Consider the following 25,898-nt stretch of genomic DNA (forward strand, 5'->3'; position numbering starts at 1 on the left):
AAAATACACAGATAGCAAAAACGCCCCACGAAGGGGCGTTTTTATTCACAGGCTAGCTCAGCAGCCCGTCAAGCAGCCGCTTTCTTGGTCGCGGCTTCGATGGCGCGGGTGATGTACCACTGCTGCGCGATCGACAGGCAGTTGTTCACAACCCAGTACAGTACCAGGCCGGCCGGGAACCACAGGAAGAAGAAGGTGAAGATGATCGGCATCATTTTCATGACCTTCGCCTGCATCGGATCCGGCGGAGTCGGGTTCAGCTTCTGCTGGATGAACATGGTGGCGCCCATGATGATCGGCAGGATGAAGAACGGATCCTTGATCGACAGGTCGGTGATCCACAGCATCCATGGGGCCTGGCGCATTTCCACGCTTTCCAGCAGTACCCAGTACAGGGCCAGGAACACTGGCATCTGCACCAGGATCGGCAGGCAGCCACCCAGCGGATTGATCTTCTCTTTCTTGTACAGCTCCATCATCGCCTGGGACATCTTCTGGCGATCGTCACCGAAGCGTTCCTTGAGCTGCTGCAGCTTCGGCGCCACGGCACGCATGCGCGCCATCGAACGGTAGCTGGCGGCCGAGAGCGGGAAGAACAGGCCCTTGATGAGCATGGTCAGGACGATGATCGACCAGCCCCAGTTGCCCAGCAGGCTGTGGATATGTTGCAGCAGCCAGAAGATCGGCTGGGCGATGAACCACAGGAAGCCGTAGTCGACGGTCAGTTCCAGGCCTGGGGACAACTCCTTGAGCTTGGACTGGATCTTCGGGCCGGCATACAGCATGGCGCTGGTTTCGGCCTTGCCGCCGGCAGGCACGTTCAGCGCCGGGCCGGTGTAGCCGATGATGTAGTTGCCCTGGCTGTCCTTGCGGGTCTGGACGACGTTGTTGTCCGAGGCGTTCGGGATCCAGGCGGTCACGAAGTAGTGCTGCAGCCAGGCGACCCAGCCGCCGGACACATTTTCTTTCAAGCTGCCCTTGTCGATGTCCTTCATCGACACTTTCTTGTACGGCTCCGAAGCTGTCCACAGGGCTGCGCCCAGGTAGGTCGCGGTGCCAGTGGCAGTGCTCGACGACGGGTCGGAGCTGGCGTCACGCTTGAGCTGGGCGAACAGGTTGCCGGTCCAGGCCTGGCTGCTCTGGTTGTCGATCAGGTAGCTGACAGCCAGGTCGTATTCGCCGCGCTTGAAGGTGAAGCGCTTGATGTAGTTGACGCCGTTGTCGCTGAACTTCAGGTCGACCACCAGTTGGTCCTGGCCGTCGGCCAGCTGGTAGTGCTTCTGTTCGGTGGCGTACAGCGGGCGACCACTGGCACGGGCATCCGGGCCGTTGGCGCCGGTCAGGCCGCTTTGGGCCAGGTAGACACGCTCGCTGCCGTTGTCGAACAGCTGGAACGGAATGTCCGGATGGTCCTGGCGACGTGGGTATTTCGGCAGGGTCAGCTGGACGATGTCGCCGCCCACCGGGTCGATAGCCAGGTCCAGGACATCGGTCTTGATCCGGACCAGGTCCTTGCTGACCGCGACCGGCGCCAGTTCGGCTGGGCTGGATTCAGCGTTGGCGCTCGGCACATCGGCGCTGGCGCCATCGTTGCCGGCCGGCACGGTGTCCGGCAGCGCCGGGGCAACGTTGCTGGCAGCAGTATTCTGAGTCGGCAAGGCAGCCTGGCCGTAGTCCTGGTTCCACTTGAGGACCAGGACGTAGGACACGATTGCCAGGGCGACGATCAGGATCGTGCGTTTAATATCCATGATTACTCGGCTATCGAAGAAGTTCGGGAGGAAGGAGCTGGTGGAACGGGATCGAAACCACCGTCGTTCCACGGATGACAGCGCCCCAGGCGACGAACGGCTAGCCACCCGCCACGCAAGAGGCCATGGGTTTCGATGGCTTCATAGGCGTAACAGGAGCAACTGGGGTAGAAACGACAGTGACTGGCCATCAGTGGACTAATGGCGTAACGGTAAAACTGGATCGGAACGAGGGCCAGTTTACGCATCGTGACTGTCTACCCCTGCGGAATCGGCGTTAACCGCTGGAGAGGGCCGACTGCGTACCAGGCGCTTCCAGAGCTTGCCAAAGTGTTGGTGCAATTCTGGGTTCTCGATCTCGCCCAATCCCTTGCGCGCGACGATCACGATGTCCAGGCCAGCGAGCATCTGCTGGTTCAGGCGAAAGGAATCGCGCATCAAGCGTTTGAGGCGATTGCGTTGAACGGCGAGCTTGACGCTCTTCTTGCCGATCACCAGGCCGAGCCGTGGATGATCGAGGCCGTTCTCGCGGGCAAGGATAAGCAGGTTTTTCCCTGGAACCTTGCCGGTTGGGGAGTCGAAGACCGCTTTGAAATGCCGGGGTGTAAGCAGTCGCTTGTCCCGACTGAAGTCCTGACTCACCACCTGTGCCGAAAAATCAAATTGCCAGACGCTTACGGCCTTTGGCACGACGACGCGACAGAACAGCGCGGCCGTTCTTGGTAGCCATACGGGCACGGAAGCCGTGGGTGCGCGCGCGCTTGATGGTGCTTGGTTGGAAAGTACGTTTCATGGCGTTGTTACCTGGGTTCGTCGACAACGGGCCGGAATGGCCCCCTTTTTAAGAGATCGGCGATTCTAGAGAAAGCAAGCCAATAGGTCAATTTCCAACCAGCCTTTCCTTATGGAAGGCCTGACCTGCCCCGATGCCTCTGAAGGCTTGATCAGGCCGACACGAGACGACAACATGAAAAAACAGAAGGACATATAAAAAGCTTTTCTGAAGAACTTATAGATCTTTAGTGGATAACTTTCTGTGGATAACCTCGTTAAAGCAAGAAAACACGCGCTGTACAGAGATTCATAACCCTGTCGGTAAGAGGTGTTCTGGCTGTGCCGGGCCCGCGGAAAAGCTGTGGATCGAAAGGCTACTTATCCACAGGCAAGTTATCCACTGGTTTCAGGTCAGGGTTGTGCATAGCCCTCAAGGGAGGTTATCCACAGAGCTTATTCACACGGCGTGGGTGGCGTTTTGGTTGTGAATTGACCGATTTGCCACTCGGTGAGTCGTTGCCACATGTGGATAAGTGGTCGCCCGCCCGGTACAATGGCGGTTTGTTTTTGCCTCATCCGGCTTTCAAACTCAGGGGATATCCGTGTCAGTGGAACTTTGGCAGCAGTGCGTGGAGCTTCTGCGCGATGAACTGCCTGCCCAGCAATTCAACACCTGGATCCGTCCGCTACAGGTCGAAGCCGAAGGCGACGAGTTGCGCGTCTATGCGCCCAACCGTTTCGTTCTCGATTGGGTCAATGAAAAGTACCTGGGCCGTTTGCTCGAGCTGTTGGGTGAGCACGGCAACGGCATTGCGCCTGCCCTTTCCTTATTAATAGGCAGCCGCCGCAGCTCCGCGCCGCGTGCCGCCCCCAATGCGCCGGTCAGTGCCGCGGTTGCCGCCAGCCTGGCCCAGCAAGCCCAGGCGCAGCAGCCGGCACAGGTCGTGGTCCACAACGAGCCGATCGCCGAGCCTGCGATCGAGCCGGTACTGGTCAACGAGATCGAGGAGCCGTCTTCGCGCGACAGTTTCGATGCCATGGGCGAAACCGCCCCAGCACCGGCAGCCACGGCTCGAACCGAACAACGCACCGTACAGGTCGAAGGTGCGCTCAAGCACACCAGCTACCTGAACCGGACCTTCACCTTCGAAACCTTCGTCGAAGGTAAGTCCAACCAGTTGGCCCGTGCGGCCGCCTGGCAGGTCGCCGACAATCCCAAGCATGGCTACAACCCGCTTTTCCTGTATGGCGGCGTAGGCCTGGGTAAGACCCACCTCATGCACGCTGTGGGTAACCATCTGCTGAAGAAGAATCCGAATGCCAAGGTGGTGTACCTGCATTCCGAGCGTTTCGTCGCAGACATGGTCAAGGCGCTGCAGTTGAACGCGATCAACGAGTTCAAGCGTTTCTATCGTTCGGTCGATGCCTTGCTGATCGACGACATTCAGTTCTTCGCCCGCAAGGAACGCTCCCAGGAAGAGTTCTTCCACACCTTCAACGCCCTGCTCGAGGGCGGCCAGCAGGTGATTCTCACCAGCGACCGCTACCCGAAGGAAATCGAAGGCCTGGAAGAGCGCCTGAAGTCCCGTTTCGGCTGGGGCCTGACGGTAGCCGTCGAGCCACCGGAACTGGAAACCCGCGTGGCGATTCTCATGAAGAAGGCCGACCAGGCGAAGGTCGAGCTGCCGCATGATGCGGCGTTCTTCATTGCCCAGCGCATCCGTTCCAACGTGCGTGAACTGGAAGGTGCCCTGAAACGGGTGATCGCCCATTCGCACTTCATGGGCCGGGATATCACCATCGAGCTGATCCGTGAGTCGCTCAAGGACCTGCTGGCGTTGCAGGACAAGCTGGTCAGTGTGGATAACATCCAGCGCACCGTGGCCGAGTACTACAAGATCAAGATCGCCGATCTGTTGTCCAAGCGGCGTTCGCGATCGGTGGCCCGTCCCCGGCAGGTGGCCATGGCCCTGTCCAAGGAGCTGACCAACCACAGTCTGCCGGAGATCGGCGACATGTTCGGCGGCCGTGACCACACCACCGTGCTGCACGCCTGCCGCAAGATCAACGAATTGAAGGAATCCGACGCGGACATCCGCGAGGACTACAAGAACCTGCTGCGGACGCTGACGACCTGATGGGTGTCGGTGCAGCTTATTGAAGGCAAGGGACTAGACCATGCATTTCACCATTCAACGCGAAGCCCTGTTGAAACCCCTGCAACTGGTCGCAGGTGTCGTCGAGCGCCGCCAGACCTTGCCGGTCCTGTCCAACGTGCTGCTGGTCGTACAAGGCCAGCAACTGTCGTTGACCGGTACCGACCTGGAAGTCGAACTGGTTGGCCGCGTACAACTGGAAGAGCCGGCCGAGCCTGGCGAGATCACCGTTCCGGCGCGCAAGCTGATGGACATCTGCAAGAGCCTGCCGAACGACGTGCTGATCGATATCAAGGTCGACGAGCAGAAACTGCTGGTCAAGGCCGGTCGTAGCCGCTTCACCCTGTCGACCCTGCCGGCCAACGATTTCCCGACCGTCGAGGAAGGCCCTGGCTCGCTGACCTGCAACCTGGAGCAAAGCAAGCTGCGCCGGCTGATCGAGCGCACCAGCTTCGCCATGGCCCAGCAGGACGTGCGCTACTACCTCAACGGCATGTTGCTGGAAGTCTCCACCGACACCCTGCGTGCCGTGGCCACCGATGGTCACCGCCTGGCCCTGTGCTCCATGCAGGCGCCTATCGGCCAGGCTGACCGCCACCAGGTCATCGTGCCGCGCAAGGGTATCCTCGAGCTGGCCCGCCTGCTCACCGACCCGGAAGGCATGGTCAGCATCGTGCTGGGCCAGCACCATATCCGCGCGACCACTGGCGAATTCACCTTCACCTCGAAGCTTGTCGACGGCAAGTTCCCCGATTATGAGCGCGTACTGCCCAAGGGCGGCGACAAGCTGGTGATCGGTGATCGCCAGGCGCTGCGCGAAGCCTTCAGCCGCACCGCGATCCTGTCCAACGAGAAGTACCGCGGTATCCGCCTGCAACTGGCCGCCGGCCAATTGAAGATCCAGGCCAACAACCCGGAACAGGAAGAAGCGGAAGAAGAAATCAGCGTCGATTACAACGGTAGCTCGCTGGAGATCGGCTTCAACGTCAGCTACCTGCTGGATGTGCTGGGGGTCATGACCACGGAACAGGTTCGCCTGATCCTCTCCGACTCCAACAGCAGCGCCCTGCTCCAGGAAGCCGGTAACGACGACTCGTCCTACGTTGTCATGCCGATGCGTCTGTAACCGTAGCAGGCCAAATGTCCCTTCGACGTATCATGGTCACCGCGGTGCGCAACCTGCACCCGGTGACCCTCTCCCCCTCTCCTCGCATCAACATCCTCTACGGCGACAACGGCAGCGGCAAGACCAGCGTGCTGGAAGCCGTGCACCTGCTTGGGCTGGCGCGTTCGTTTCGCAGCACCCGCTTGAACCCGGTCATCCAGTACGAGCAGCCGACATGCACCGTATTCGGCGAGGTCCAGTTGGTAGAGGGAGGAACCAGCAGCCTGGGGATCTCTCGCGATCGCCAGGGAGAATTCACCATCCGCATCGATGGGCAGAATGCCCGCAGCACGGCCCAGTTGGCGGAAATGCTGCCCTTGCAGCTGATCAACCCAGACAGCTTCCGCCTGCTCGAAGGGGCGCCCAAGATCCGCCGGCAGTTCCTGGATTGGGGAGTGTTCCACGTGGAACCTCGATTCATGGCGGCCTGGCAACGACTGCAGAAGGCGCTGCGGCAGCGGAACTCATGGTTGCGTCATGGTACACTTGACGCTGCTTCGCAAGCCGCCTGGGACCGGGAATTGTGCCTGGCCAGCGCGGAAATAGATGAATACCGTCGCAACTATATCAAGGCCTTGAAGCCTGTCTTCGAGCGAACCCTGAGCGAACTGGTCGAACTGGAAGGGCTGACCCTTAGCTACTACCGAGGCTGGGACAAGGACCGGGAACTCAACGAAGTACTCGCCTCCTCCCTTCTTCGCGATCAGCAGATGGGTCACACCCAGGCGGGACCACAGCGAGCCGATTTGCGTCTGCGATTGAGCGCGAACAACGCCGCCGACATCCTGTCGCGAGGTCAGCAGAAACTGGTGGTTTGCGCCTTGCGAATAGCCCAGGGCCATCTCGTCAGTCAAGCTCGTCGCGGTCACTGTATTTATCTTGTCGATGACTTGCCGTCCGAACTGGATGAGCAGCATCGCCGTGCGCTGTGCCGCTTGCTCGAAGAATTAAACTGCCAGGTGTTTATCACCTGTGTAGATCACGAATTACTGAGGGAAGGCTGGCAGAAGGAAACGCCAGTTGCTTTGTTCCACGTGGAACAGGGCCGTATCACCCAGACCCACGACCATCGGGAGTGAAGGCATGAGCGAAAATCAAACGTACGACTCCTCCAGCATCAAGGTGCTGAAAGGACTGGATGCCGTGCGCAAACGTCCCGGCATGTACATTGGCGACACCGATGATGGTAGCGGCCTGCACCACATGGTATTCGAGGTGGTCGATAACTCGATCGACGAGGCCCTCGCCGGTCACTGCGACGACATCACTGTCATCATCCACCCGGACGAATCCATCAGTGTTCGCGATAACGGTCGCGGCATTCCGGTCGATGTGCATAAAGAAGAAGGCGTGTCGGCTGCCGAAGTGATCATGACCGTCTTGCACGCAGGCGGTAAATTCGATGACAACTCCTACAAGGTTTCTGGCGGCCTGCACGGCGTAGGTGTTTCCGTGGTGAACGCCCTCTCCGAGAAGCTGGTACTGACCGTACGCCGCAGCGGCAAGATCTGGGAACAAACCTACGTCCATGGTGTTCCACAGGCGCCAATGGAGGTCGTTGGTGAAAGCGAAACCACCGGCACCCACATTCATTTCAAGCCGTCGGCAGAAACCTTCAAGAACATCCACTTCAGCTGGGACATCCTGGCCAAGCGTATCCGTGAGCTGTCGTTCCTCAACTCGGGCGTCGGCATCATGCTCAAGGACGAGCGCACTGGCAAGGAAGAGTTCTTCAAGTACGAAGGTGGTCTGCGTGCATTCGTCGAATACCTGAACACCAACAAGACCCCGGTGAACTCCCAGGTCTTCCACTTCAGTGTCCAGCGTGACGACGGCGTGGGGGTCGAGGTAGCCCTGCAGTGGAACGACAGCTTCAACGAAAACCTGCTGTGCTTCACCAACAACATTCCACAGCGTGACGGTGGTACCCACTTGGTGGGCTTCCGCTCGGCGCTGACCCGCAACCTGAACAACTACATCGAACAGGAAGGCCTGGCCAAGAAGAACAAGGTCTCGACCACCGGTGACGATGCGCGTGAAGGCCTGACCGCGATCATCTCGGTCAAGGTGCCGGACCCCAAGTTCAGCTCGCAGACCAAGGACAAGCTGGTTTCCTCGGAGGTGAAGACCGCCGTGGAACAGGAGATGAACAAGTACTTCGCCGACTTCCTGTTGGAGAACCCCAACGAGGCCAAGGCCGTCGTCGGCAAAATGATCGATGCTGCCCGTGCCCGTGAAGCGGCACGCAAGGCTCGTGAAATGACCCGCCGCAAAGGCGCCTTGGATATCGCGGGCCTGCCAGGCAAGCTCGCCGACTGCCAGGAGAAGGACCCTGCCCTTTCCGAACTGTACCTGGTGGAGGGTGACTCCGCGGGTGGCTCGGCCAAGCAAGGCCGCAACCGTCGTACCCAGGCGATCCTGCCGCTCAAAGGCAAGATCCTCAACGTCGAGAAAGCGCGTTTCGACAAGATGATCTCGTCCCAGGAGGTCGGCACCCTGATCACCGCCCTGGGCTGTGGCATTGGCCGCGAAGAGTACAACATCGACAAGCTGCGTTATCACAACATCATCATCATGACCGATGCTGACGTTGACGGTTCGCACATCCGTACCTTGCTGCTGACCTTCTTCTTCCGCCAACTGCCCGAGCTGGTCGAGCGTGGCTACATCTACATCGCCCAGCCGCCGCTGTACAAGGTGAAGAAAGGCAAGCAGGAGCAGTACATCAAGGATGACGACGCCATGGAGGAATACATGACGCAGTCGGCCCTGGAAGATGCCAGCCTGCACCTGGACGAGTCGGCGCCACCGGTTTCCGGTGTGCAGCTCGAAGGCCTGGTGAATGAATTCCGTGGTGTGATGAAGACCCTCAAGCGCCTGTCGCGTCTGTACCCGCAGGAGCTGACTGAGCACTTCATCTACCTGCCGGAAGTCACCCTGGAGCAATTGGGCGACCACGCTGTCATGCAGGCCTGGCTGGGCAAGCTCCAGGAGCGCCTGAACAACAGCCAGAAGTCCGGCCTGATCTACCAGGCCAGCCTGCGCGAGGACAAGGAGCGCAACGTCTGGCTGCCGGAAGTGGAAATCACCTCTCACGGCCTGGCCAGCTACATCACCTTCAACCGCGACTTCTTCGGCAGCAACGACTACCGTTCGGTCGTGAACCTGGGCGCCAAGCTCAGTACCCTGTTGGGCGAAGGTGCCTACGTGCAGCGTGGCGAGCGTCGCAAGGCGGTCAGCGAGTTCAAGGAAGCCCTGGACTGGCTGATGAACGAAACCGCCAAGCGCCACACCATCCAGCGATACAAAGGTCTGGGTGAGATGAACCCGGATCAGCTGTGGGAAACCACCATGGACCCGAACGTCCGTCGCATGCTCAAGGTGACTATCGAAGATGCGATCGCAGCCGATCAGATCTTCAACACCTTGATGGGGGATGCGGTGGAACCACGTCGTGAGTTCATCGAAAGCAATGCGCTGTCGGTGGCTAACCTGGATTTCTGATCAGGTGTAGGTTCACAGAATAGCTGCACGGTTTCACAAATAGTTGACCGACCGGGACTGCGAACCTGGTCCCCCTCGGTCACCATCAAGCCCGCCATCGCGGGCTTTTTTTTGCCCGGAGTTCCGCCGGTACGCCCTACTCCACTCGTTGGAATTTCAGGGGGATGGGGATGCATTGAGGAAGGGATCTGATGGGCAGCCGGGAAAACTGAAAAGGTCAGCGGCGAACCTTAGGTGTTGAAGGATTGCTGCGATTCCCAAAATTTATACTCGTAGAAATTAATAGTTAATTACACATACTTGTTAGGTATCTTTTTTTATAAATTTGGTATCGAGGAAATATTGAGCAGAACTTGCCGAATTAGATTTATTGTAGATTTCGAAGTGATCTTGGAATAAGATCTATGACCAACTTTTTCAGCATCGCTCTGAAGATTTGTAATCCAATCAACTGGTTGGAGCGAGAATTTCAGATCAGATCAAAACTACTCGGGCGATCACCACGTGGCGGTTTAGAAGTAAATAGAGCAAGCCACTAGCTTGAGATTCTGGTCAGTCATGAGGGTCATGACTTATGAGCAGAAAAGGAGGCCTCAAATGTAGAAAAACGCGACCAAAACCGAGAGGTTCTGACCGCGCTTAGCGAAGCGGACTTGCGACGTAGGAAACCGCAATGTCTGCTTTTTCGAAGCCCCTGTCAATCCTCTCCCATCTTTTCGACCTTAGCGAGGTTACTCGACGGCACAGTATTGCCTGTCGAAAGGCCTACCTTCGCCTGCCCTGCGCCTTGTTTTTTGGCGCAGCGTCGGCGCTCGTTTCGAGATTTTCGGAGGTATTTCATGACAGTACGAAAGGTGGTCACGCGGCGGTCCAACCATTACCGCGGCTACTTCCCATCGCTCAAAAATAAAAAGCCGGTGCCCTGGGAGTCCCAGCTCGAAGGCGCTCTTTTTCGACTTCTTGAGCTGTCTCCTGCGGTCATCGGCTACGTCCCGCAGCCCAGTGAGGAACGTGTTCCATCGCTCCAGGGCTACTTCAAATATTACCCAGACGTACAGGTTTTCCTTGCGGACGGGCGCGAGTGGTGGTTTGAAGTGAAGCCTCACGACCGACTGAAGATTGCCAGCGTCAGGCAGCGACTGGATGCCGCTGAGCGCTACTTCAACGCCACCGGCCGTAACTTTTCAGTGATCACTGAGAAGTTAGTTGAAGGTGAGCCCCTGGCTACCAATCTTCGAAGGCTGATGTATCACCGGCGCGGTCCAGAGCTTTCGCGTCAAATGTTGGAGGAGGTAATCGCCGCCTTCAACGAAAGGCCGCCCATGACCCTTGCAGATTTGCTCTGCGTGGTTGGTGTCAGCAAAGCCTGGCGCTTGTTAGGCCTTGGGGTGGTTGGCATTGACCTTGATAAGCCAATCGAGACCGACTCCCCGGTCTTCCTGCAGGGAGGGCACCGTCATGCAAACCTTTTCCCTTAGGGTGAAATTGGTCGTCATCGTTCGTGGCGTGCTGATGGTGCTTGAGAAGAGGCTTATTGACCGGAAGCTGCTCTTTTTCGATGAGCTTGGTGAGCCAACGAAGCTATCCGAGAAGGAGTTCTATGAGGCCTACGAGAAGCGCGAGATCGAGATTTCCGCTGATCAGCCTTATCTCGGGAAGGTTCCGTATGTACGGAATATCCCTCCAGATATTTCATGCTTCCCCAAAAAACATGGGGATGAGGCATTGCGTCGACGCAAGTATCTGGACGCATTAACCAAGCGTGGTCAAAACAAGCTGCCGGGTGACGAAGACATGATCAAGTACCTTAGAAAAATCGCCAAGAAAATTGGGGATGCATGCGCACCCTCGGTTTCTACTATTCGACGTTGGGCCGCCAAATACATTGGTCAGAACGTAGTAAAGCTGATCCCTCAGCATGCAAAAAAGGGCCGGGCTCCCGCGATACAGGGCGAGCTCGAAGTTATTCTCGAAGGGGTGATTAATAGCACCTACCTGCGGGATACGATTCCTGCGGTCAGCGTGGTCGTTTCAGAATTTGAGGACCAGATTAAAGAAAGGAACAAAAGTCGTTTGCCCTCGGATCAGCTCAAGATCCCAAGCGGAATGACTGTCCGAAGGTACATCGCCAAGCTGGATCCGTATCTATCGGTCGTGCTATTGAACCTCTTTCGCGGTTTGGATTAACGGTTCGATGTTCAGGGCTATCCCCTTTCGGAGAAGGTGAAAGCGAGCCTTCGATACCGTGCTGCCTTACCTGCTCCGCATCACAGATAGCGGGGACAACAGCCGCAAAGAAATGGATGATGCCCGTTGTAAAACCGGCCCTTTGCCTCCCAGCTACGCAACTGTGGGTCGATTGGCTTGCCACATTTTGGACAAAATGTAGTGGTCAACTAATTCCAGGCACCGGATTAAGTTTTTCTTCGGTAATCACAGGCGGTAGTCCGCCACTGAACTGATCGGTGCTCCCAGCTCTACCGGGAGCACTTGGCCTCCCACGTCGCAAGCAGAAAAAGCGCCAAGGAACCCGCGAGATTCACCGCCTGGGCAATTGCACCGCACTTGACCAGTGATTTTCATTGATGCTGACCAGCCGTTTGCATTCGACGTGACCGGTCACTTGCATTCGATCTGACCAGTCGCACGCATGGCTGAGGGACAATAGCAGCATCCACGACCGGCAGCTAACGACCCATTGCGGCCATTCGCGGAGGCCAATAAACGGCCTATTGCGCCCCTTCGACCCTATCGCTCGATAGGTGATCATGGCGCACTTCGATACAGATATGGCCTAGTTCGAAGCTACTATCTTGGCCCTGTGGGGCTATTCCAAGCGTTGCTACAGTGGGCTCCATCAACCATCCACCCACTACGAGCAACTACCCATGAACAACCGCCTTGATTACTTCAAACTGTCTCCCCAAGCGTCCAACAAACTGGTGGAGCTCACCCTGCAACTGAGCAAGAAGCCGCTACTGGCCGATCTCGCCCACCTGATCATGTTGCGCGCTTCGCAGCTCAACGGCTGTTCGTTCTGCGTGGATATGCATGTGAAAGAGGCCAAGATCCATGGCGAGCGCGAGCTGCGTCTTCACCACGTGGCCGTCTGGCGTGAGTCACAGCTGTTTTCGCCAGCAGAGCGGGCGGCGCTGGAGTGGACTGAAGCCCTGACCCAACTGCCGCCTCATGGTATCTCCAACAGCCTGTATGCGAGTGCGCGTGAGCAGTTTTCCGAGCAGGAGCTGTCGGATTTGTCGTTCCTGATCGTCGCCATCAATGGCTGGAATCGCCTCAATGTGGCTTTCCAGGCGATCCCGGGCTCGTCCGATGAACTGTTCGGCCTGAACAAGGCCAACCTCAACTGAGTAACTTGCTGATCAACGCGCCAAGCTGCTCGCCTGGAGCAGTCGTGGCGCAGTTGGTAAAACTCAGGAGCAGACCTGACTGACGCTGCGATGAGGCAGCCCAGCGCGACAACGCTTGTACCGACATGCCCCTCGCCAGCACCTGCTCGGCCAGGGCGGTGTCGCTTACGTCCTCCGGCAAACGCAGTACCAGGTGCATACCGCCTGGCGAGCGTTCCACCTGCATACCCTTCGGCAAACTCCGCTCCAGTGCTTCGATGGTCAATGCCCGTCGTTCGTTGTAGAGGCGGCGCATGCGTTGGATGTGCCGAGCGAAGTGTCCCTCGGCAACGAACTCCGCCACCAAAGCCTGGGTAATTGACGGTGACCCGGCAGCAAACAAGGCCCGTCCGACGCGCTCGAACGCTGCCACCTGCGCCTGCGGCACCACCAGATAAGCCAGGCGAATACCGGGAAACAGCACCTTGCTGAAGGTGCCGGCATACAGCACGCGCCCATGGCGATCCAAGCTGGCCAGCGCTGGAAGTGGACGGCTGACGTAGCGGTACTCGCCGTCGTAATCGTCCTCGACAATCCAGCCACCGGTGCGGGCAGCCCAATCGAGTAGCAGTTGTCGGCGTGGCAGCGACAGTGCCATCGACAGCGGGCTCTGATGCCCTGGTGTCACCATGACGACCTGAGCAGCCCGAGAACCCGCGATGGCGTGTTCTACGTTCATGCCTTCGGCATCAACCGGCACCGCTTCCAGGTCCAGGCCGAACTGGCGAAGCACCTGGCGCGTAGTGGGATAGCCCGGGTCTTCCACCCAGGCGCACTCGCCTGGCTGCAACAGGGTATGTGCGACTAAAGACAGGCTATTGCGCCAACCGCTGGTGATAAACACCTGATGGGCACCGCAATCGATACCTCGGGACACCTGCAGATACGAAGCAATGGCGCTGCGCAACGCTGCCAGGCCGTGGGGTGCTGGATAGTCCAGATCTCCCAGACGCATCCCACGGAGATACCGAGCACCGAGACGCGCCCATATCTTGCGCGGAAATGCATCCAGCGCCGGTACCCCCATCTGGAACGGCAACAGCTGCGGTGGGCGCCAGAGCGAATCAGGCGCGTCTTCGATCACTTGGCTGCTGACTGGTAATACGGTGGCCGCTGACACAGGCTTCTGCAGTTCAGGATTGATTACGGTGCCTTTCTGCCCGAGCGCCAGGAGGTACCCTTCGCTGGCCATCAGCGAATAGGCCAGTTCGACGGTGCCACGTGCCACCCCCAGCTCCTTAGCCATGGCGCGCGCCGACGGCAAGCGGTCACCGGGGGACAACGTGCCAGCGGCAACGGCGGCCAGCACGCGGTCGTACAGTTGACGATACAGGGGCAAGGCGGACTGCTCTTCCAAGGGAGCAAAAGGCGGCTTGGGGGAGGTCATCATGGCCTAGTTCATATCCCATTTCTTGGCTCAATCAAGTGGGTCAATGGTAGTCCAATATAGCGCCATCACCTACTGACGAGGGCAACTCCCATGAAATTCCCTTTGCACAACTTCATACCCAGCGTGCTCGACCTGGCCGACACCGCCCTGCGTCCCTTGGACAGCACCCATGACCTGTGCAGCGCATTCCCGGTAATGCAGCAATTGCGCCCTCATCTAACGAGCGAAGCCGACTTCGTCCGCCGCATCGAGCGTATGCGCCTTGAAGGCTATCGCCTGATTGGCGCTTATGACGCAGGCGTTCTTGTAGCACTGGCTGGTTATCGCTTACAGGAAAACCTGGTCTACGGCGCATTCCTGTATGTCGATGACCTTGTAACCGCCGAGGCTCAGCGGGGTGGCCAGTGGGGGTCGCGCTTATTGCAAGCCTTGGAACGACTGGCGCGCGCCAGCGGTTGTGCACGCCTGGTGCTCGACACGGGTTTGGCCAACGCCCGCGCGCAACGTTTCTACTTCCGTGAAGGCCTATTGACGGGTGCACTGCGCTTTCAAAAACAGTTCGATACGCCATAACCCGCATGCACACCCAAGGAGGCAAACCTCATGACATCGTCCCAACAGCCACTTGCTCCCTTGCGCATTCTTCGCCTGGTCGCCAGCCCCAATGCAGAGGCTTCGGAAAGTCTGAAACTGTCCCAGCAGATCCTATTTGCCTTGGCCAGTCAGGCCGGCAGAAGGGGTATCCAGTTGACCGATTTAGACCTCAACACCTTGGCCCCAGTTGATTCGCCTTACGCCCAGGCGTTGGCCAATCAGCGCGTAGTCATAGCAAGCGGTCAGAAGGGTACGTTGAGCCGTTCCGACGAGTTGATCGACCAACTACAGGCATGCGACGTACTGCTGATTGCCACGCCGATGCACAACTATAGCGTGCCCGCCCCACTCAAGATGTGGATCGACCACGTGGTACGCGTGGGCAAAACGTTTTTGGGCACCGCCAAAGGCAAAGTCGGAAATCTGACGGATCGTCCGGTTTACGTCGCAATCGCTAGCGGGGGCTATATCAGCGGCCCACAGGCCCGTCAACCGGACTTTCTGCGCCCCTACCTGTCCGCCGTCCTTGCCACCATCGGTCTCACTCAGGTGCATTACTTCACCGTTGAGGGTACCGCCAAGGGGGGGGAGTCACTGAATACTGGAAGGGCAACAGGGTACGGTGATGTGCAGGCGTACTTTGTTAGGCATAGCCGTCGAGTGGATCAAGTCTAAAGTCCGCTTCAGGGCCGACATCTACTCCAAGCGTTAAGGTTTGCATCTCAACTGGGCCGTATGCCAACAAGCGGCCACGCTCTTCATCGCTCATACAAAGGAAAAGAAATCATGAATCGTCTCAATTGGTTTGAAGCTTCGCCTGGTGCAGCTAAGGCCCTCGGCGGCCTGCATCATTTCGTGACCACCGCGACAAATTTGCCAGCCTCGTTGATCCACCTCGTGTTTCTCAGAGTGTCTCAAATCAACGGCTGCGCTCATTGCATTGATCTTCACTCACGCGATCTGATCAAAGCAGGTATGTCAGTGGACAAGGTGCTGTTAGTGCCGGTATGGCATGAAGCGCAATATTTGTTCTCGGATCAGGAGCGCTCAGCACTGGCTTGGGCGGAAGAAGTCACCAGGGTAAGCGAGACACAGGTATCCGACGAAGCTTATGCAGCCGCATCGGCGATGTTTGCAGAAAAGGATCTTGTTGACCTGACAGCGGCGATTGCCGCAATGAATGCGTTCAACCGTATGGGCGTCAGCTTCCGACTCAAACCTGCGGCTAGGGCTTGATGACCTAGTGACTCGGCCTGGAGAGGTAATACTTCGAAGACGGCACCTCGCTCCTATCGCGTACCGTCTGCTTCAGGCCATTTGCTGACCTTTCCGAACGACCGCTATGGGTCGAAAGCGGACACTGGCGAACGGCCGCTTTCGACCCAAAGCGGACACTGATCCAAAGCTCTGGTGTCCGTGCAGGCCTCATGATTATCCCCAGTCCGTACCTTTTGAGTGAGCTTGTCATCGATGGGTCGCTCTGGCCCTGATCTATCATTCGGTATCAGGGAATAAGCACCAGGCTGTGAAGCGCAAATTCGTAGGAGTGGTCGAAGCAGGCGAGCCGCTGATCCGACAAGCGCTTAAAGCCATCTGGAATGCCCAAGCAGTGGAGGCCACAGGCTTGGCAATGCATGAAATAGAGCGCCTACAGCTATTGGCGGACTCGCTTTATCAGGCTGTCATTAACGTTCAGCTTGTGAACGCCGGTCAGCCATCTTCGATCATCTAGTAAGGTGCCCTCGTAATGATTATAAAATGCCCATACTTGCTCCCGACCATCAGCTGTACAGTGCTGTCGATGCGATGAAACGGTACCATGAGGCTCAAGCTTCGGCTCGACCCGGGAATGAAATCGAGCGGCTACGTCAAATAGCGGAGTCGCATTTACGAGCTGTAAACGAGTACCAGTTCAGAGCTATGGGTCGTCATTCTTCAGGCTCCATCAACTGAATATTCGAAAATTTTTTCTCTATGACAGAAGTTAGGAATAAAGGAAGGCTAACTCGATGAGCATACTGGGCGACAGGCAGATCACGATTCCATCCCCTTACGTCGATAGCGTTTTAGCGATGATTGAGCAGCATTTAGTCGAGCTGAGTGCCACCATTGAGGATGACAACGAAAGCAATCCGGCGCGATGTGAAATGGCCGCGTTTCGACATATGGCACAGCAGCTGGGTTACGATTTTAAAATTGTTACTAATGCGAACGGTTTCTTCTCCGTATCACGGATCGCTCTGCAGTCCAAACGCTAAATCTGGAAAAAGCGGGTATAGAATTCGGTGACTGCTACCGCTTTATGCAAAAAAAAGCTTGAATTGTTGTATTTGGCAAGCGATAGCAGTCATAAGTTGAGCTATACCGCTGCTTTGGATTTAAGCCAATCGGCTATAGTAGAAACTTTTACACTTTCTATATAGTTATAAGATACCTCTTTATTCCAAGCTACACCAGCGCCGTTGTCGTTGCCTTGCGCGAACACCAGTCGATATCTTTTCAAGACATTCGTGGGATCCTTTTTGAGGTCGTCCTGCAAGAAAGGGATCGCCCAAACATTCCTTGCAACGGAACAATCCAGCGCCTCATCTACGAGATCTGCCAGCTGACGATAGGAAACGGTATCGCCCGCAGTGTAGATCACTTTACTAGTAATTTCAGGCTCGGAAAGTACTGCTTTCGCTGTCAACTTACCAATGTCTTGAGGCGTGGTGACAGTAACGGACGTATCCCAGTCGCCAAGTGCATTAACTGTCCTGTTTTCGAGATCTACGACGCCAAAGGATGGCTCGAAGAGAAAGCTTGTGAACATACCAGTAGAAATAATCGTCCAGTCGATCCTGCTTTGTGAACGCAATAGATCACGAACATCAAGTTGCTCGTCGAAGAGTGGCTGCGCGCTACCGCGGCCGATCACGTCGTAGTCAACCCCAAACTGCCAAGGATAGTACTTTCTGATACCTGACTCGATAGCTGCCAAGGCCAGCTTTAGCTGGGTGCCTGGACCAGCAGCAAAGCCTACGCAACTAACCACTACTTCAAACTTGCCAAAAGTTTCGGCTATGGTTTCCAGGGTGTCCCCCACCACATCTCCCGCAATCACGTTAACCCCAAGAGCATCCAGTTCCGTGAGCAGTTGACTCCGTTGGCTTGAAGAACTGCTGGATGATGTCCTCAGCATTACGGAAACCTCTGCCTTTCCGATGGCCACCCCTTGTGCAGATAACTCTCTCAGAACCTCTAGCCCCAATTCACCTGCGCCGAGCACGAGTATCTTGCGCTTGTTAAAAGTAGTCGCGTTAGTCATAAAGCCACCTCGTTATAACTGAAAACCCTCAGTATGAGCAGTCGGCGACTCTTGCAGTCGCTAGCCAGTTAACGATTTTGGCTAAAAGCATTCATGATGTCTGTGCCGAAACTTGATTTCACAATTGCAAAAAATCGAATTATGGCCTACGACCACACCCCCACTTGGCTTTTAACGCTCGGCATCCAGTGAGGAGGTGTGATGGGTTAATTGCCTAGTCCTAATTTTGAGTTTTTGAACAGCTCAATGACCCAGTCTACAAACGACCTCAGCGTCGGTGAATGGTAGCTACTGTGGTGATAGATCACTGAGATCGGCACGGGCGGCGCGGTATAACCCTCAAGCACTGAAACTAGTCTGCCGGAATCCAAATGGGGCCAAACCATGTAGCTGCCCACCCGTATCAGGCCAAGGCCTTCCAGCCCGCATGTCACATAGCCGTCTGTGTCATTTACGGTTAGCTTTTCAGGAACTCGAACGAAGACTGGATCGTCGTTGATCAAATAGTGCCATTCGATGGAGCGCCCAGTCCTACTAGACAGGTAACCCACTGACTGATGCTTCTGCAAATCGTCCAAGGACCTGGGTACGCCATACGCTTCAAGGTACTGTGGAGAGGCGCACGTTACCCAGTCGAAACTGCCAATTTGCCGAGCTACCAGGCTTGCAGAGTCGAGCGGCACTCCGGTTCGGATCACGCAATCAATGCCTTCCTGCACTAGGTCTACGGTCCTGTCACTCAGGCCGATAACCAATTCGACCTCAGGAAATCGCTGCTGATACTCGCGCACTGCAGGTAGAACGAAAAGACGACCTAAAGAATTCGAGATATCCACACGCAATCTGCCTCGCGGCGTGGCGTTCCCGCCCGGAAAGGTGGATTCCGCACGATCAATGTCCGCCAGCACCTGGCGACAGTGACGGTAGTAATGCTCACCATCCGCCGTCAGGCTCAGCTGCCGTGTCGTTCGATTGAGCAAGCGGGTGGTGTTTCAAAAAGTATGCTGACATTAAATGAAGCCATTATTGATGTAAAAAAAGGTTAAGTCGAAAGCTTTAAAATGGTTTTCAATCTTTTTTGAAAAATTACAACTCCTTCTAAAACCGCGCCTAATTCGATGCCTTATTTTGCAATTATTACCTTCAATACCTACAGTAAAAAATTTACCAATACTTTGCTTGCAGTTTTTAAAAGCAGTTATGAAACTGTCCCAATGATCACTTGCAATTCGGGTGTAGTGAATACCTAATTGTTTAAGCTTTGCCTTCAATCGTTGAACTGTAGCTAAGTCTCTTTTACCCCAAACATAAGCAACAATCTCACCTGTTTCTCGATGGTAGGCGTAAATAAGCCATTGTTTATTATTTTTATTTCCCACAAAAGTCCAAAACTCATCAACTTCAAGAGACTCATAATGACTTTGTTTAGGCTGAATTTGGTAGGTCGATTCGGTTAAAGTACGTAAAACTTTACCGATACTGATTCGCTCAACTTCAGCGATATCTCGTATACCACTACCTCTGACCATCAACTGTAATATTTTTCGAGTAATGCCTGAATGACATCCTAGATAGCTCAGAGCATGGTCACCAATAAACTGACGTTTACAGTCTTTGCACTGATAGTTTTGTTTCCCATCTACTTTGATGCCATTTTTCTTTATACTGTCACTGAGGCAGGTTGGACATTTGATTTCTAGAGTTATTCGCATTTCTCTATTTTATCAAAATTCAACCTGCTTTGTTTCAGCATACTTTTTGAAACACCACCAGCAAGCGGACCCCCAGGTAATCCTCAAGATTCTTGATCATGCGGGTGGCCGATGACGGCATGATCCCCAAGGCTTCAGCTGCTCTATTGAAGCTGTTGGTCTCCACTACTCGGGCAAAAACCTGCATTGCTTGCAAACGATCCATCCCAACCCCTTCTTCTGTGCGAAGCACGACTGGCAGCTATAGCCTGCCATAGCTGGGCCCAGGCAGGTACCAGGCCAGAAAATCCTACCCAGTGCCCCGTGATTCGATACACGAGGTCACAAATGAAGTACCTCAGGGCATATTTATCAGTTTGCTCTGAATTCTTAAAGTTTCTCCATCAACTGCTCATCACCCAAATGCACACTTGATAGAGGAACTTCCCATGCCATTCATCAGCGTCCGCATCACTCGTGATGGTGTTACCCGAGAGCAAAAGGCTCAGGTAATAAAAGAAATTACTGAAACTATGGAGCGCGTGCTTCATAAAGACCCTAAGTTGACCCACATCGTGATCGAAGAAGTCGACACTGATAACTGGGGCTACTCCGGTATTACGACTACCGAATACAGGAAGCAATTGTCGGAGTCAAAGCCATGAAGCACACGGTAAAAATCGACTTCGTTTCTGATGTCGTCTGCCCCTGGTGCGCACTGGGCTCGACTGCCCTGGACCAGGCCATCGCCAACGTAGCCGACGAAATCGACGTCAAGTTGACGTTTAAACCGTTTGAGCTCAATCCCGATATGCCTGCCGAAGGTGAGGACGCCATCCAGCACATGATTCGCAAGTACGGAAGAACTGCGGAGCAGGTGGCGGCACGTAATCAGATGATTGTTGAAAGAGGACGGGAGCTCGGCTTTGAGTTCAATCTCCAAAGGCGAACTCACTTTTTCAATACCCATGATGCACATCGCCTGCTGTTCTGGGCAGCGAACGAAGGGCTCCAAAGCGAGCTTCACCGAGCGCTGATTGAGGCTTACTTCGTAAACGGGCAAAACCCTAGCAGTCACCAGACGTTGGTGGCGTTGGCTCAGAAAGTCGGTTTGAACGCCCAGCAAGCGCAGGTAGTACTTGAAAGCGGGCAATTCACCGATGAAGTCCGAGCGCTCGAAAATTTTTACTTGGACCGCGGCATCAACTCTGTACCCGCAATGGTACTGAACAATCGGCAAGTCGTCGCAGGCTCACAGTCTGTTGAGTATTACGAGCAGGTGTTAAGGCAGGCGGCACAAGCCGCTTCGTCTAACTGAAAACTTAATCCATCGTAGAGGAAATATCATGAGCAATTCTCAAAAAGTCATCATCGTAACTGGCGCATCTCAAGGCATTGGTGCAGGTGTAGTGGAAGGGTTCCGAGCCCTCGGCCACAAAGTGGTAGCGACCTCGCGCTCCATTCAACCATCGACCGATCCAGATATCCTGACTGTTGCCGGTGATATCGCGGATCCGGCCACAGCCGAACGCGTGGTGCGCGAAGCCGTGGCCCGCTTCGGGCGCATCGATACGCTCGTCAACAACGCCGGTATTTTTGTCGCCAAACCATTCACCAGCTACACCAAAGAAGACTATGCGCAGGTCGTTGCGACCAATATGAGCGGCTTCTTCTACATCTCCCAGCTCGCCATCGCGGAAATGGAAAAAAATGGTAGCGGGCATGTGGTCAGCGTCACCACCAGCCTGGTTGACCACGCAATCGACGGCGTTCCGTCGGTAATGGCATCCCTCACCAAAGGTGGCATCAACGCTGCCACCAAATCGATCGCGATTGAGTATGCCAAGCGAGGCATCCGCGCTAACGCCGTGTCGCCTGGCATCATCAAGACCCCAATGCATGGCGCCGAAACTCACGATGCCCTGGGCAAGCTGCATCCCGTCGGTCACATGGGCGAGATCAACGACATCGTTCAAGCGATTCTCTACTTGGACAGCGCTTCGTTTGTCACCGGCGAGATCCTGCACGTCGACGGCGGTCAGAGCGCAGGCCATTGATTGACAGAATGCTCATCACCGGCACATTCCGGTGATGAGCAGATTCTCTGTGAAGACTGGTTTCTTAGAAATCGAATGCGCTGCGATAGGCATAAAGGCCTGGTCCGCCGCCTGTGAACAGGAACAGTAGGTTAGCCCCCTCGACGAAATCTCCCGCAGCTATGTCATGAAGCATGCCGGCAAATGCTTTTGCAGAGTAAACCGGATCAAGCAAGATACCTTCGGCCTGAGCTAAGGATGCAATTGCCTCAAGAGCTTCAGCTGTCGGAATCCCATAACCCATCCCCCGGTGATTCCCATCTACATCGATCTGATTGGGCGCGATCTCTGAAGACCCAACCAATGCCAGCGCGTCGTTAGCGAGCTTCAAGGTTTGCTGCACCGCCTGTTCTTGCTCTCCCAACACTGAATAGGATCGAATGATCGTCGGGGAGCGTCCACGAGTGACGAAACCTGCAGCTAGACCCGCATGAGTACCCGAGCTGCCGTTAGGCAGAAGAACCTTTTCGAAGCGGATGTCGTTATCCCGTTCATACTGCATTATCTCATCACTGCATTTGGCGTAACCCAGCGCGCCAAGAGGAGACGATCCCCCCATAGGGATCAGGTAGGGTCTCTTGCCCTCTTCGATCAGCAGCTGGATTCGATTAGCTGCGAATTCGGCTGCCTTTTCCCCTTGCGGCAGTACATGGAGCTTGGCGCCATAGATCTGATCAAGCAGAACGTTGCCGTTGTTTTCGTACTCGGCATCATGCCGCGGCACTACCCTGCCGAGGACCAGTTCGCAGTCCAAGCCGAGTCTTGCAGCTGCAGCGGCAGTAAGTCGTGCGTGGTTGGATTGGAGTCCGCCAGTCGTGACGATTGTGTCGCATCCTTGTGCGATCGCTTCACCTAACAGGAGCTCAAGCTTACGAAGCTTGTTGCCACCCCCGGCGAATGCCATGTGATCGTCACGCTTGATGTACAGATTGACTCGCTTGATACCCAGTCGCAGTTCAAGCTTTTGTAACCGCTGAATCGGCGTTGCCGCCTCGATAAGCGTCACTTTATCGAAAGCGTCCAGTACATCCTTTTGAGCATCCCTCATTGGCATGTGCTCCGGTTGGTATTTCACATTGACAGTGATCCAGCCCCCAACGCGGAGGGCTGGCCTCTTTGACAGCATCGAGCGTGCATGAGCTATGGATTAAACGCTGGTATCAACAACGAGGCGTCCGCGAATCTTTCCAGCCAAAAGGTCATCTGCAACAGGGATGACTTCTGAAAGCGGTACTTCCCGTGTTAACTGCCCCAGAACCGACAGATCCAGTTCCGCGTTCAGTCGAGCCCATGCCTCGACTCGTTCGGCGTATGGACGTGTCACGCTGTTGATCCCCAAGAGGCTCACCCCCCTCAGAATGAAGGGTGCTACTGTCGCCGGGAAATCCATACCCTGTGCCAAGCCACAGGCGGCAACCCAGCCGTCGGCTTTGGTCTGAGCACATACGTTCGCAAGGGTGTGACTTCCTACCGAGTCAATCGCCGCTGTCCAGCGCTCTTTGCCCAAAGGCTTACCTGGTGTGGATAACGTGTTTCGGTCCATCACTTCCGTCGCGCCCAGCTGGATCAAGTGATCTGCCTCATCTAGCCGGCCAGTCGAGGCAATGACCTCATACCCGCGGGCGGCCAGTAGCGCGACTGCAATGCTGCCGACGCCACCATTCGCCCCGGTTACCAAAACTGGTCCAGCATCGGGCCTGAGCCCGGCGCGCTCTAGAGCGATCAGACTAAGCATGGATGTATAACCGGCGGTGCCTATCGCCATGGCGTTACGGGGTGTCATCCCCTGCGGAAGTGGAATCAGCCAATCTGCGCTCACCCGGGCCTTCTGGGATAGTCCGCCCCAATGACTTTCCCCAACACCCCAGCCGTTGAGTAAAACAGAATCGCCTTCGCGATAGCGGCTGTCTTCGCTGCGCTCCACCACCCCTACAAAATCAATCCCCGGAATCATGGGAAAGTGCCGGGCGATCGGGCTCCGGCTTGTGATGCAAAGGGCATCTTTGTAGTTCAGCGTACTGTGAGAAACCGCAACGGTGACACTGCCGGCTGGCAATTGGTCATCGGATAGCTCTCTGTAATGGGCCTGCTTAGCGCCTTCCTGGTTCTCCACAACGACTGCATTGAACATAGCGACTCCTTTTAGACCGGTTGTCTAGTAATCGACGATAAAAACTCACCGGGCAATGCCGGCGAGAAATCCCCTGACGAAGATCGACAGTGGGTCACCACTTTCGCAGAGACGTGCGCGCGTGATTGCGCCCTCCCAGCCAATCCAGAAGAAAGCCGCCAGTTGTTCACACTCCACGGACTGGGCTATCGATCGGTTGGCCTGCGCTTCCTGAAGGCATCGGCTGAGCAGTCCCTCCCAGACTCGAAAAATCTTCTCTATCTGATCGCGAAAATCATCGGGCAGCAAAGTCACTTCCTGGCCGAGATTGCCTACCAGGCAGCCGCGACGCCAGTTGTACTTTTTCATGCCGATGAGCGACTCCTGAAGCAGATCTTGAATGCGCTCCAACGGCTCTCGATGGGGGTTGAGCAGGATTCGGCGCAGGCGGCGCTCAAAAAAGTTTCCGTATTCAGCGAGGACCTCACGCCCGAAGGCATCCTTGCTGTCGAAATAGTGGTAGAAGGACCCTTTCGGAACGGAAACCCGTTTGAGTACCTGTTCAATACCGGTAGTGTTGAACCCTTGCTCGGTCAGCAACTCCACGCCACAGCGGATCAATGCACGCCGAGTATCGGGATCGCTACGCGAGATTTTTGGAGGGCGCCCGCGCCTGGGGGCTTTCATTGGAATGTCCATCCAAGGATAATTAGACCGAGCAGTCTAAATGTCAAGCAGCGTTCTCTGGTCGGCGCAACCGTCTACTGCAGTCCGACACCAAGCCTTCTACCAGCCCCTGTACGGATAAATCCTATGAAGCGGCATTTTGACGATCTGCAGTTGGGAAGTATTGAGCTGTTTTGCCTGTCCGCAGAAGCGGGCAGCTTTACTGCCGCAGCTCAGCTCGCTGGCGTTACTCCGGCCGCAGTAAGCAGGTCGATCCTTCGCCTAGAAAAAAGGCTTGGCTCTCGGCTGTTTGCAAGGACTACCCGAAGCATCCGATTGACCGATGCGGGAAAGGATTTTTTCGAGCAGTGCAGCCAGGCGCTCACGCAACTGGTGGAGGCCCAGCAGGCAGTTATGGGCGCTCAAGCAACACCTTCAGGCCGCCTTCGTATCAGCCTGCCTACGACCTATGGGCACCACCGAATCCTGCCGTTGCTGCCAAAATTTCGAGAGCTTTATCCTGAGGTAACCGTTGATATCCACCTCGGTAATCGAAATATCGACTTCGTTGCAGAAGGGTACGATCTGGCGATTCGAGTACGAGCTCAGCCTGACTCCACGATGATTGCGAGGTTGCTGGAGGATGCCAAGTTGGTTGTCGTAGCGTCTCCGGCCTACCTGGAGAAAGTCGGGACACCGCATACCTTGCAGGACCTGGACCAGCATGAATGCATTCAATTTGAGCTTCCGAGTAGCGGGCGGCGTATCTCTTGGCTGTTCCAAGAGGACGGTCGAGAGCGTGAGGTATTCACTGCTGGAAGCTATTCCTGTTCCGACGACGTGCTGGGCGGAGTGACACTTGCCAGGAACGGTGCCGGATTATTCCAAACCTACAAATTCATCGTGGAACAAGAGCTCGCTGATGGGCGACTCGTCGAAGTCTTGAAACCGTTTAGTGGGCGATCAAGGCCGTACACGTTGTTGTACCCTCAAGGTCGTCACATCCCGCAGAGGGTGCGCGCTTTTGTGGATTTCCTGGTTCAGTATCGCGAAAAGTGGGCTTCGCTCTAGCACGAAAGTTGGTCCCCCTGCCGTGTTCGAGTAGGGGCGAACGAAACACGACACAGGATCCCCACCCAGTTAGGAGAGCTTGATGGGGAGCCAAGCGGATAGGATGTCTCGATTCTTGGGTGAGTGTTGCGCCCGCCTGGGAGTTGAATGCCAGCTTACGGCATGGCTGGAAGCCTAAGCAAACCAGCAAAAGATGCGCTGTCGAGTCGTCTTTTA

At 55.7% G+C, this 25,898-nt stretch carries 29 protein-coding genes; 17 read left to right on the forward strand and 12 right to left on the reverse strand.

Annotated features, from left to right (window positions below; translation table 11 throughout):
* Positions 1-68: 68 nt before the first annotated feature.
* Genes yidC through rpmH form a run of 4 tightly spaced genes read right to left on the reverse strand, consistent with a single transcriptional unit; the run spans position 69 to position 2,544 of the window.
* Positions 69-1,751 carry a membrane protein insertase YidC gene (gene yidC / locus ACDI39_RS17100; protein ID WP_225786845.1) on the reverse strand — a complete coding sequence of 561 codons (1,683 nt, stop codon included), beginning with the start codon at positions 1,749-1,751 and terminating at the stop codon, positions 69-71.
* Between the two features lie 2 nt (positions 1,752-1,753).
* A complete protein-coding gene (gene yidD / locus ACDI39_RS17105) occupies positions 1,754-1,999 on the reverse strand; it encodes a membrane protein insertion efficiency factor YidD (RefSeq protein WP_166890638.1) in 246 nt (81 codons plus the stop codon).
* Positions 1,992-2,396, reverse strand: coding sequence for a ribonuclease P protein component (gene rnpA / locus ACDI39_RS17110; protein WP_084855253.1), 405 nt, complete (start codon positions 2,394-2,396; stop codon positions 1,992-1,994). Before rnpA ends, yidD begins: the two co-directional genes overlap by 8 nt.
* A gap of 13 nt (positions 2,397-2,409) precedes the next feature.
* Positions 2,410-2,544 carry a 50S ribosomal protein L34 gene (gene rpmH, locus ACDI39_RS17115; protein WP_003253163.1) on the reverse strand — a complete coding sequence of 45 codons (135 nt, stop codon included), beginning with the start codon at positions 2,542-2,544 and terminating at the stop codon, positions 2,410-2,412.
* Positions 2,545-3,127: 583 nt separating this feature from the next.
* Here rpmH and dnaA point away from each other — a divergent pair.
* The 7 genes from dnaA (at position 3,128) to ACDI39_RS17150 (ending at position 12,718) form a co-directional block, all read left to right on the forward strand.
* Positions 3,128-4,663 (forward strand): chromosomal replication initiator protein DnaA, encoded by a 1,536-nt coding sequence (gene dnaA / locus ACDI39_RS17120; RefSeq protein WP_225786846.1) that lies wholly within the window; start codon positions 3,128-3,130, stop codon positions 4,661-4,663.
* Between the two features lie 40 nt (positions 4,664-4,703).
* Entirely contained in the window at positions 4,704-5,807 is a 1,104-nt protein-coding gene (gene dnaN / locus ACDI39_RS17125) for a DNA polymerase III subunit beta (protein ID WP_225786847.1), read from the forward strand.
* A 14-nt stretch (positions 5,808-5,821) separates the two neighbouring features.
* Complete coding sequence (recF, locus tag ACDI39_RS17130; RefSeq protein WP_225786848.1) at positions 5,822-6,925, forward strand: DNA replication/repair protein RecF; 1,104 nt, start codon at positions 5,822-5,824, stop codon at positions 6,923-6,925.
* 4 nt (positions 6,926-6,929) lie between these two features.
* The gene (gene gyrB, locus ACDI39_RS17135) at positions 6,930-9,350 is read left to right on the forward strand and encodes a DNA topoisomerase (ATP-hydrolyzing) subunit B (protein ID WP_225786849.1); all 2,421 of its coding nucleotides are present in this window, start codon (positions 6,930-6,932) and stop codon (positions 9,348-9,350) included.
* Positions 9,351-10,189: 839 nt separating this feature from the next.
* On the forward strand, positions 10,190-10,828 hold the full coding sequence (locus ACDI39_RS17140; protein ID WP_135003182.1) for a TnsA endonuclease N-terminal domain-containing protein: 639 nt from the start codon (positions 10,190-10,192) through the stop codon (positions 10,826-10,828).
* Positions 10,809-11,537, forward strand: a complete 729-nt coding sequence (locus ACDI39_RS17145) for a hypothetical protein (RefSeq protein ID WP_225786850.1) — start codon at positions 10,809-10,811, stop codon at positions 11,535-11,537. Before ACDI39_RS17140 ends, ACDI39_RS17145 begins: the two co-directional genes overlap by 20 nt.
* A gap of 701 nt (positions 11,538-12,238) precedes the next feature.
* On the forward strand, positions 12,239-12,718 hold the full coding sequence (locus ACDI39_RS17150) for a carboxymuconolactone decarboxylase family protein (protein WP_012314955.1): 480 nt from the start codon (positions 12,239-12,241) through the stop codon (positions 12,716-12,718).
* On the opposite strand, the gene pdxR is transcribed toward ACDI39_RS17150, so the two are convergent.
* Positions 12,711-14,147, reverse strand: a complete 1,437-nt coding sequence (gene pdxR / locus ACDI39_RS17155; protein ID WP_012314954.1) for a MocR-like pyridoxine biosynthesis transcription factor PdxR — start codon at positions 14,145-14,147, stop codon at positions 12,711-12,713. The genes ACDI39_RS17150 and pdxR overlap by 8 nt on opposite strands.
* Positions 14,148-14,237: 90 nt before the next feature.
* Here pdxR and ACDI39_RS17160 point away from each other — a divergent pair, with 90 nt between their 5' ends.
* The 6 genes from ACDI39_RS17160 to ACDI39_RS17185 all read left to right on the forward strand — a co-directional run bounded on the left by ACDI39_RS17160 (position 14,238) and on the right by ACDI39_RS17185 (position 16,999).
* Positions 14,238-14,720, forward strand: a complete 483-nt coding sequence (locus ACDI39_RS17160) for a GNAT family N-acetyltransferase (RefSeq protein ID WP_012314953.1) — start codon at positions 14,238-14,240, stop codon at positions 14,718-14,720.
* Between the two features lie 30 nt (positions 14,721-14,750).
* Positions 14,751-15,416, forward strand: coding sequence for an FMN-dependent NADH-azoreductase (locus tag ACDI39_RS17165; RefSeq protein ID WP_225786852.1), 666 nt, complete (start codon positions 14,751-14,753; stop codon positions 15,414-15,416).
* Between the two features lie 111 nt (positions 15,417-15,527).
* Positions 15,528-15,977, forward strand: a complete 450-nt coding sequence (locus ACDI39_RS17170; protein ID WP_012314951.1) for a carboxymuconolactone decarboxylase family protein — start codon at positions 15,528-15,530, stop codon at positions 15,975-15,977.
* A 289-nt stretch (positions 15,978-16,266) separates the two neighbouring features.
* Positions 16,267-16,473, forward strand: coding sequence for a hypothetical protein (locus tag ACDI39_RS17175; protein ID WP_225786853.1), 207 nt, complete (start codon positions 16,267-16,269; stop codon positions 16,471-16,473).
* Positions 16,474-16,499: 26 nt separating this feature from the next.
* On the forward strand, positions 16,500-16,694 hold the full coding sequence (locus ACDI39_RS17180) for a hypothetical protein (protein ID WP_225786854.1): 195 nt from the start codon (positions 16,500-16,502) through the stop codon (positions 16,692-16,694).
* Positions 16,695-16,750: 56 nt separating this feature from the next.
* On the forward strand, positions 16,751-16,999 hold the full coding sequence (locus tag ACDI39_RS17185; RefSeq protein ID WP_225786855.1) for a hypothetical protein: 249 nt from the start codon (positions 16,751-16,753) through the stop codon (positions 16,997-16,999).
* A 101-nt stretch (positions 17,000-17,100) separates the two neighbouring features.
* Here the strand turns inward: ACDI39_RS17185 and ACDI39_RS17190 are convergent, their stop codons facing one another.
* From ACDI39_RS17190 to ACDI39_RS17205, 4 genes are all read right to left on the reverse strand, one after another.
* Entirely contained in the window at positions 17,101-18,048 is a 948-nt protein-coding gene (locus ACDI39_RS17190) for an aromatic alcohol reductase (RefSeq protein WP_225786856.1), read from the reverse strand.
* 206 nt (positions 18,049-18,254) lie between these two features.
* Entirely contained in the window at positions 18,255-19,028 is a 774-nt protein-coding gene (locus tag ACDI39_RS17195; protein ID WP_486536954.1) for a LysR substrate-binding domain-containing protein, read from the reverse strand.
* Positions 19,029-19,058: 30 nt separating this feature from the next.
* Positions 19,059-19,760 carry an IS1-like element ISPa14 family transposase gene (locus tag ACDI39_RS17200; protein WP_015586042.1) on the reverse strand — a complete coding sequence of 234 codons (702 nt, stop codon included), beginning with the start codon at positions 19,758-19,760 and terminating at the stop codon, positions 19,059-19,061.
* 34 nt (positions 19,761-19,794) lie between these two features.
* Complete coding sequence (locus ACDI39_RS17205; RefSeq protein ID WP_486536955.1) at positions 19,795-19,965, reverse strand: helix-turn-helix domain-containing protein; 171 nt, start codon at positions 19,963-19,965, stop codon at positions 19,795-19,797.
* A 223-nt stretch (positions 19,966-20,188) separates the two neighbouring features.
* On the opposite strand from ACDI39_RS17205, the gene ACDI39_RS17210 reads away from it, so the two are divergent.
* From ACDI39_RS17210 to ACDI39_RS17220, 3 genes are read left to right on the forward strand one after another with little or no spacing between them, the layout of a single operon-like run.
* Positions 20,189-20,404: a tautomerase family protein gene (locus tag ACDI39_RS17210; RefSeq protein ID WP_046614894.1), complete on the forward strand. Its 216-nt coding sequence runs from the start codon at positions 20,189-20,191 to the stop codon at positions 20,402-20,404.
* Positions 20,401-21,057, forward strand: coding sequence for a DsbA family oxidoreductase (locus tag ACDI39_RS17215; protein ID WP_225786858.1), 657 nt, complete (start codon positions 20,401-20,403; stop codon positions 21,055-21,057). The genes ACDI39_RS17210 and ACDI39_RS17215 overlap by 4 nt, the downstream gene beginning before the upstream one ends.
* Before the next feature lie 28 nt (positions 21,058-21,085).
* Positions 21,086-21,796, forward strand: a complete 711-nt coding sequence (locus ACDI39_RS17220; protein ID WP_003291493.1) for an SDR family NAD(P)-dependent oxidoreductase — start codon at positions 21,086-21,088, stop codon at positions 21,794-21,796.
* 64 nt (positions 21,797-21,860) lie between these two features.
* On the opposite strand, the gene ACDI39_RS17225 is transcribed toward ACDI39_RS17220, so the two are convergent.
* The 3 genes from ACDI39_RS17225 to acuR form a co-directional block, all read right to left on the reverse strand.
* Complete coding sequence (locus ACDI39_RS17225; protein WP_225786869.1) at positions 21,861-22,883, reverse strand: D-cysteine desulfhydrase family protein; 1,023 nt, start codon at positions 22,881-22,883, stop codon at positions 21,861-21,863.
* 99 nt (positions 22,884-22,982) lie between these two features.
* A complete protein-coding gene (gene acuI / locus ACDI39_RS17230; protein ID WP_486536956.1) occupies positions 22,983-23,966 on the reverse strand; it encodes an acrylyl-CoA reductase (NADPH) in 984 nt (327 codons plus the stop codon).
* Positions 23,967-24,011: 45 nt separating this feature from the next.
* Positions 24,012-24,644 carry an acrylate utilization transcriptional regulator AcuR gene (gene acuR / locus ACDI39_RS17235; RefSeq protein ID WP_486536957.1) on the reverse strand — a complete coding sequence of 211 codons (633 nt, stop codon included), beginning with the start codon at positions 24,642-24,644 and terminating at the stop codon, positions 24,012-24,014.
* Positions 24,645-24,758: 114 nt separating this feature from the next.
* Between acuR and ACDI39_RS17240 the strand changes: the two genes are divergently transcribed.
* On the forward strand, positions 24,759-25,682 hold the full coding sequence (locus ACDI39_RS17240) for a LysR family transcriptional regulator (RefSeq protein WP_046614889.1): 924 nt from the start codon (positions 24,759-24,761) through the stop codon (positions 25,680-25,682).
* Positions 25,683-25,898 lie beyond the last annotated feature (216 nt).

The sequence above is a fragment of the Pseudomonas sp. Tun-23181 genome (assembly GCF_057415455.1).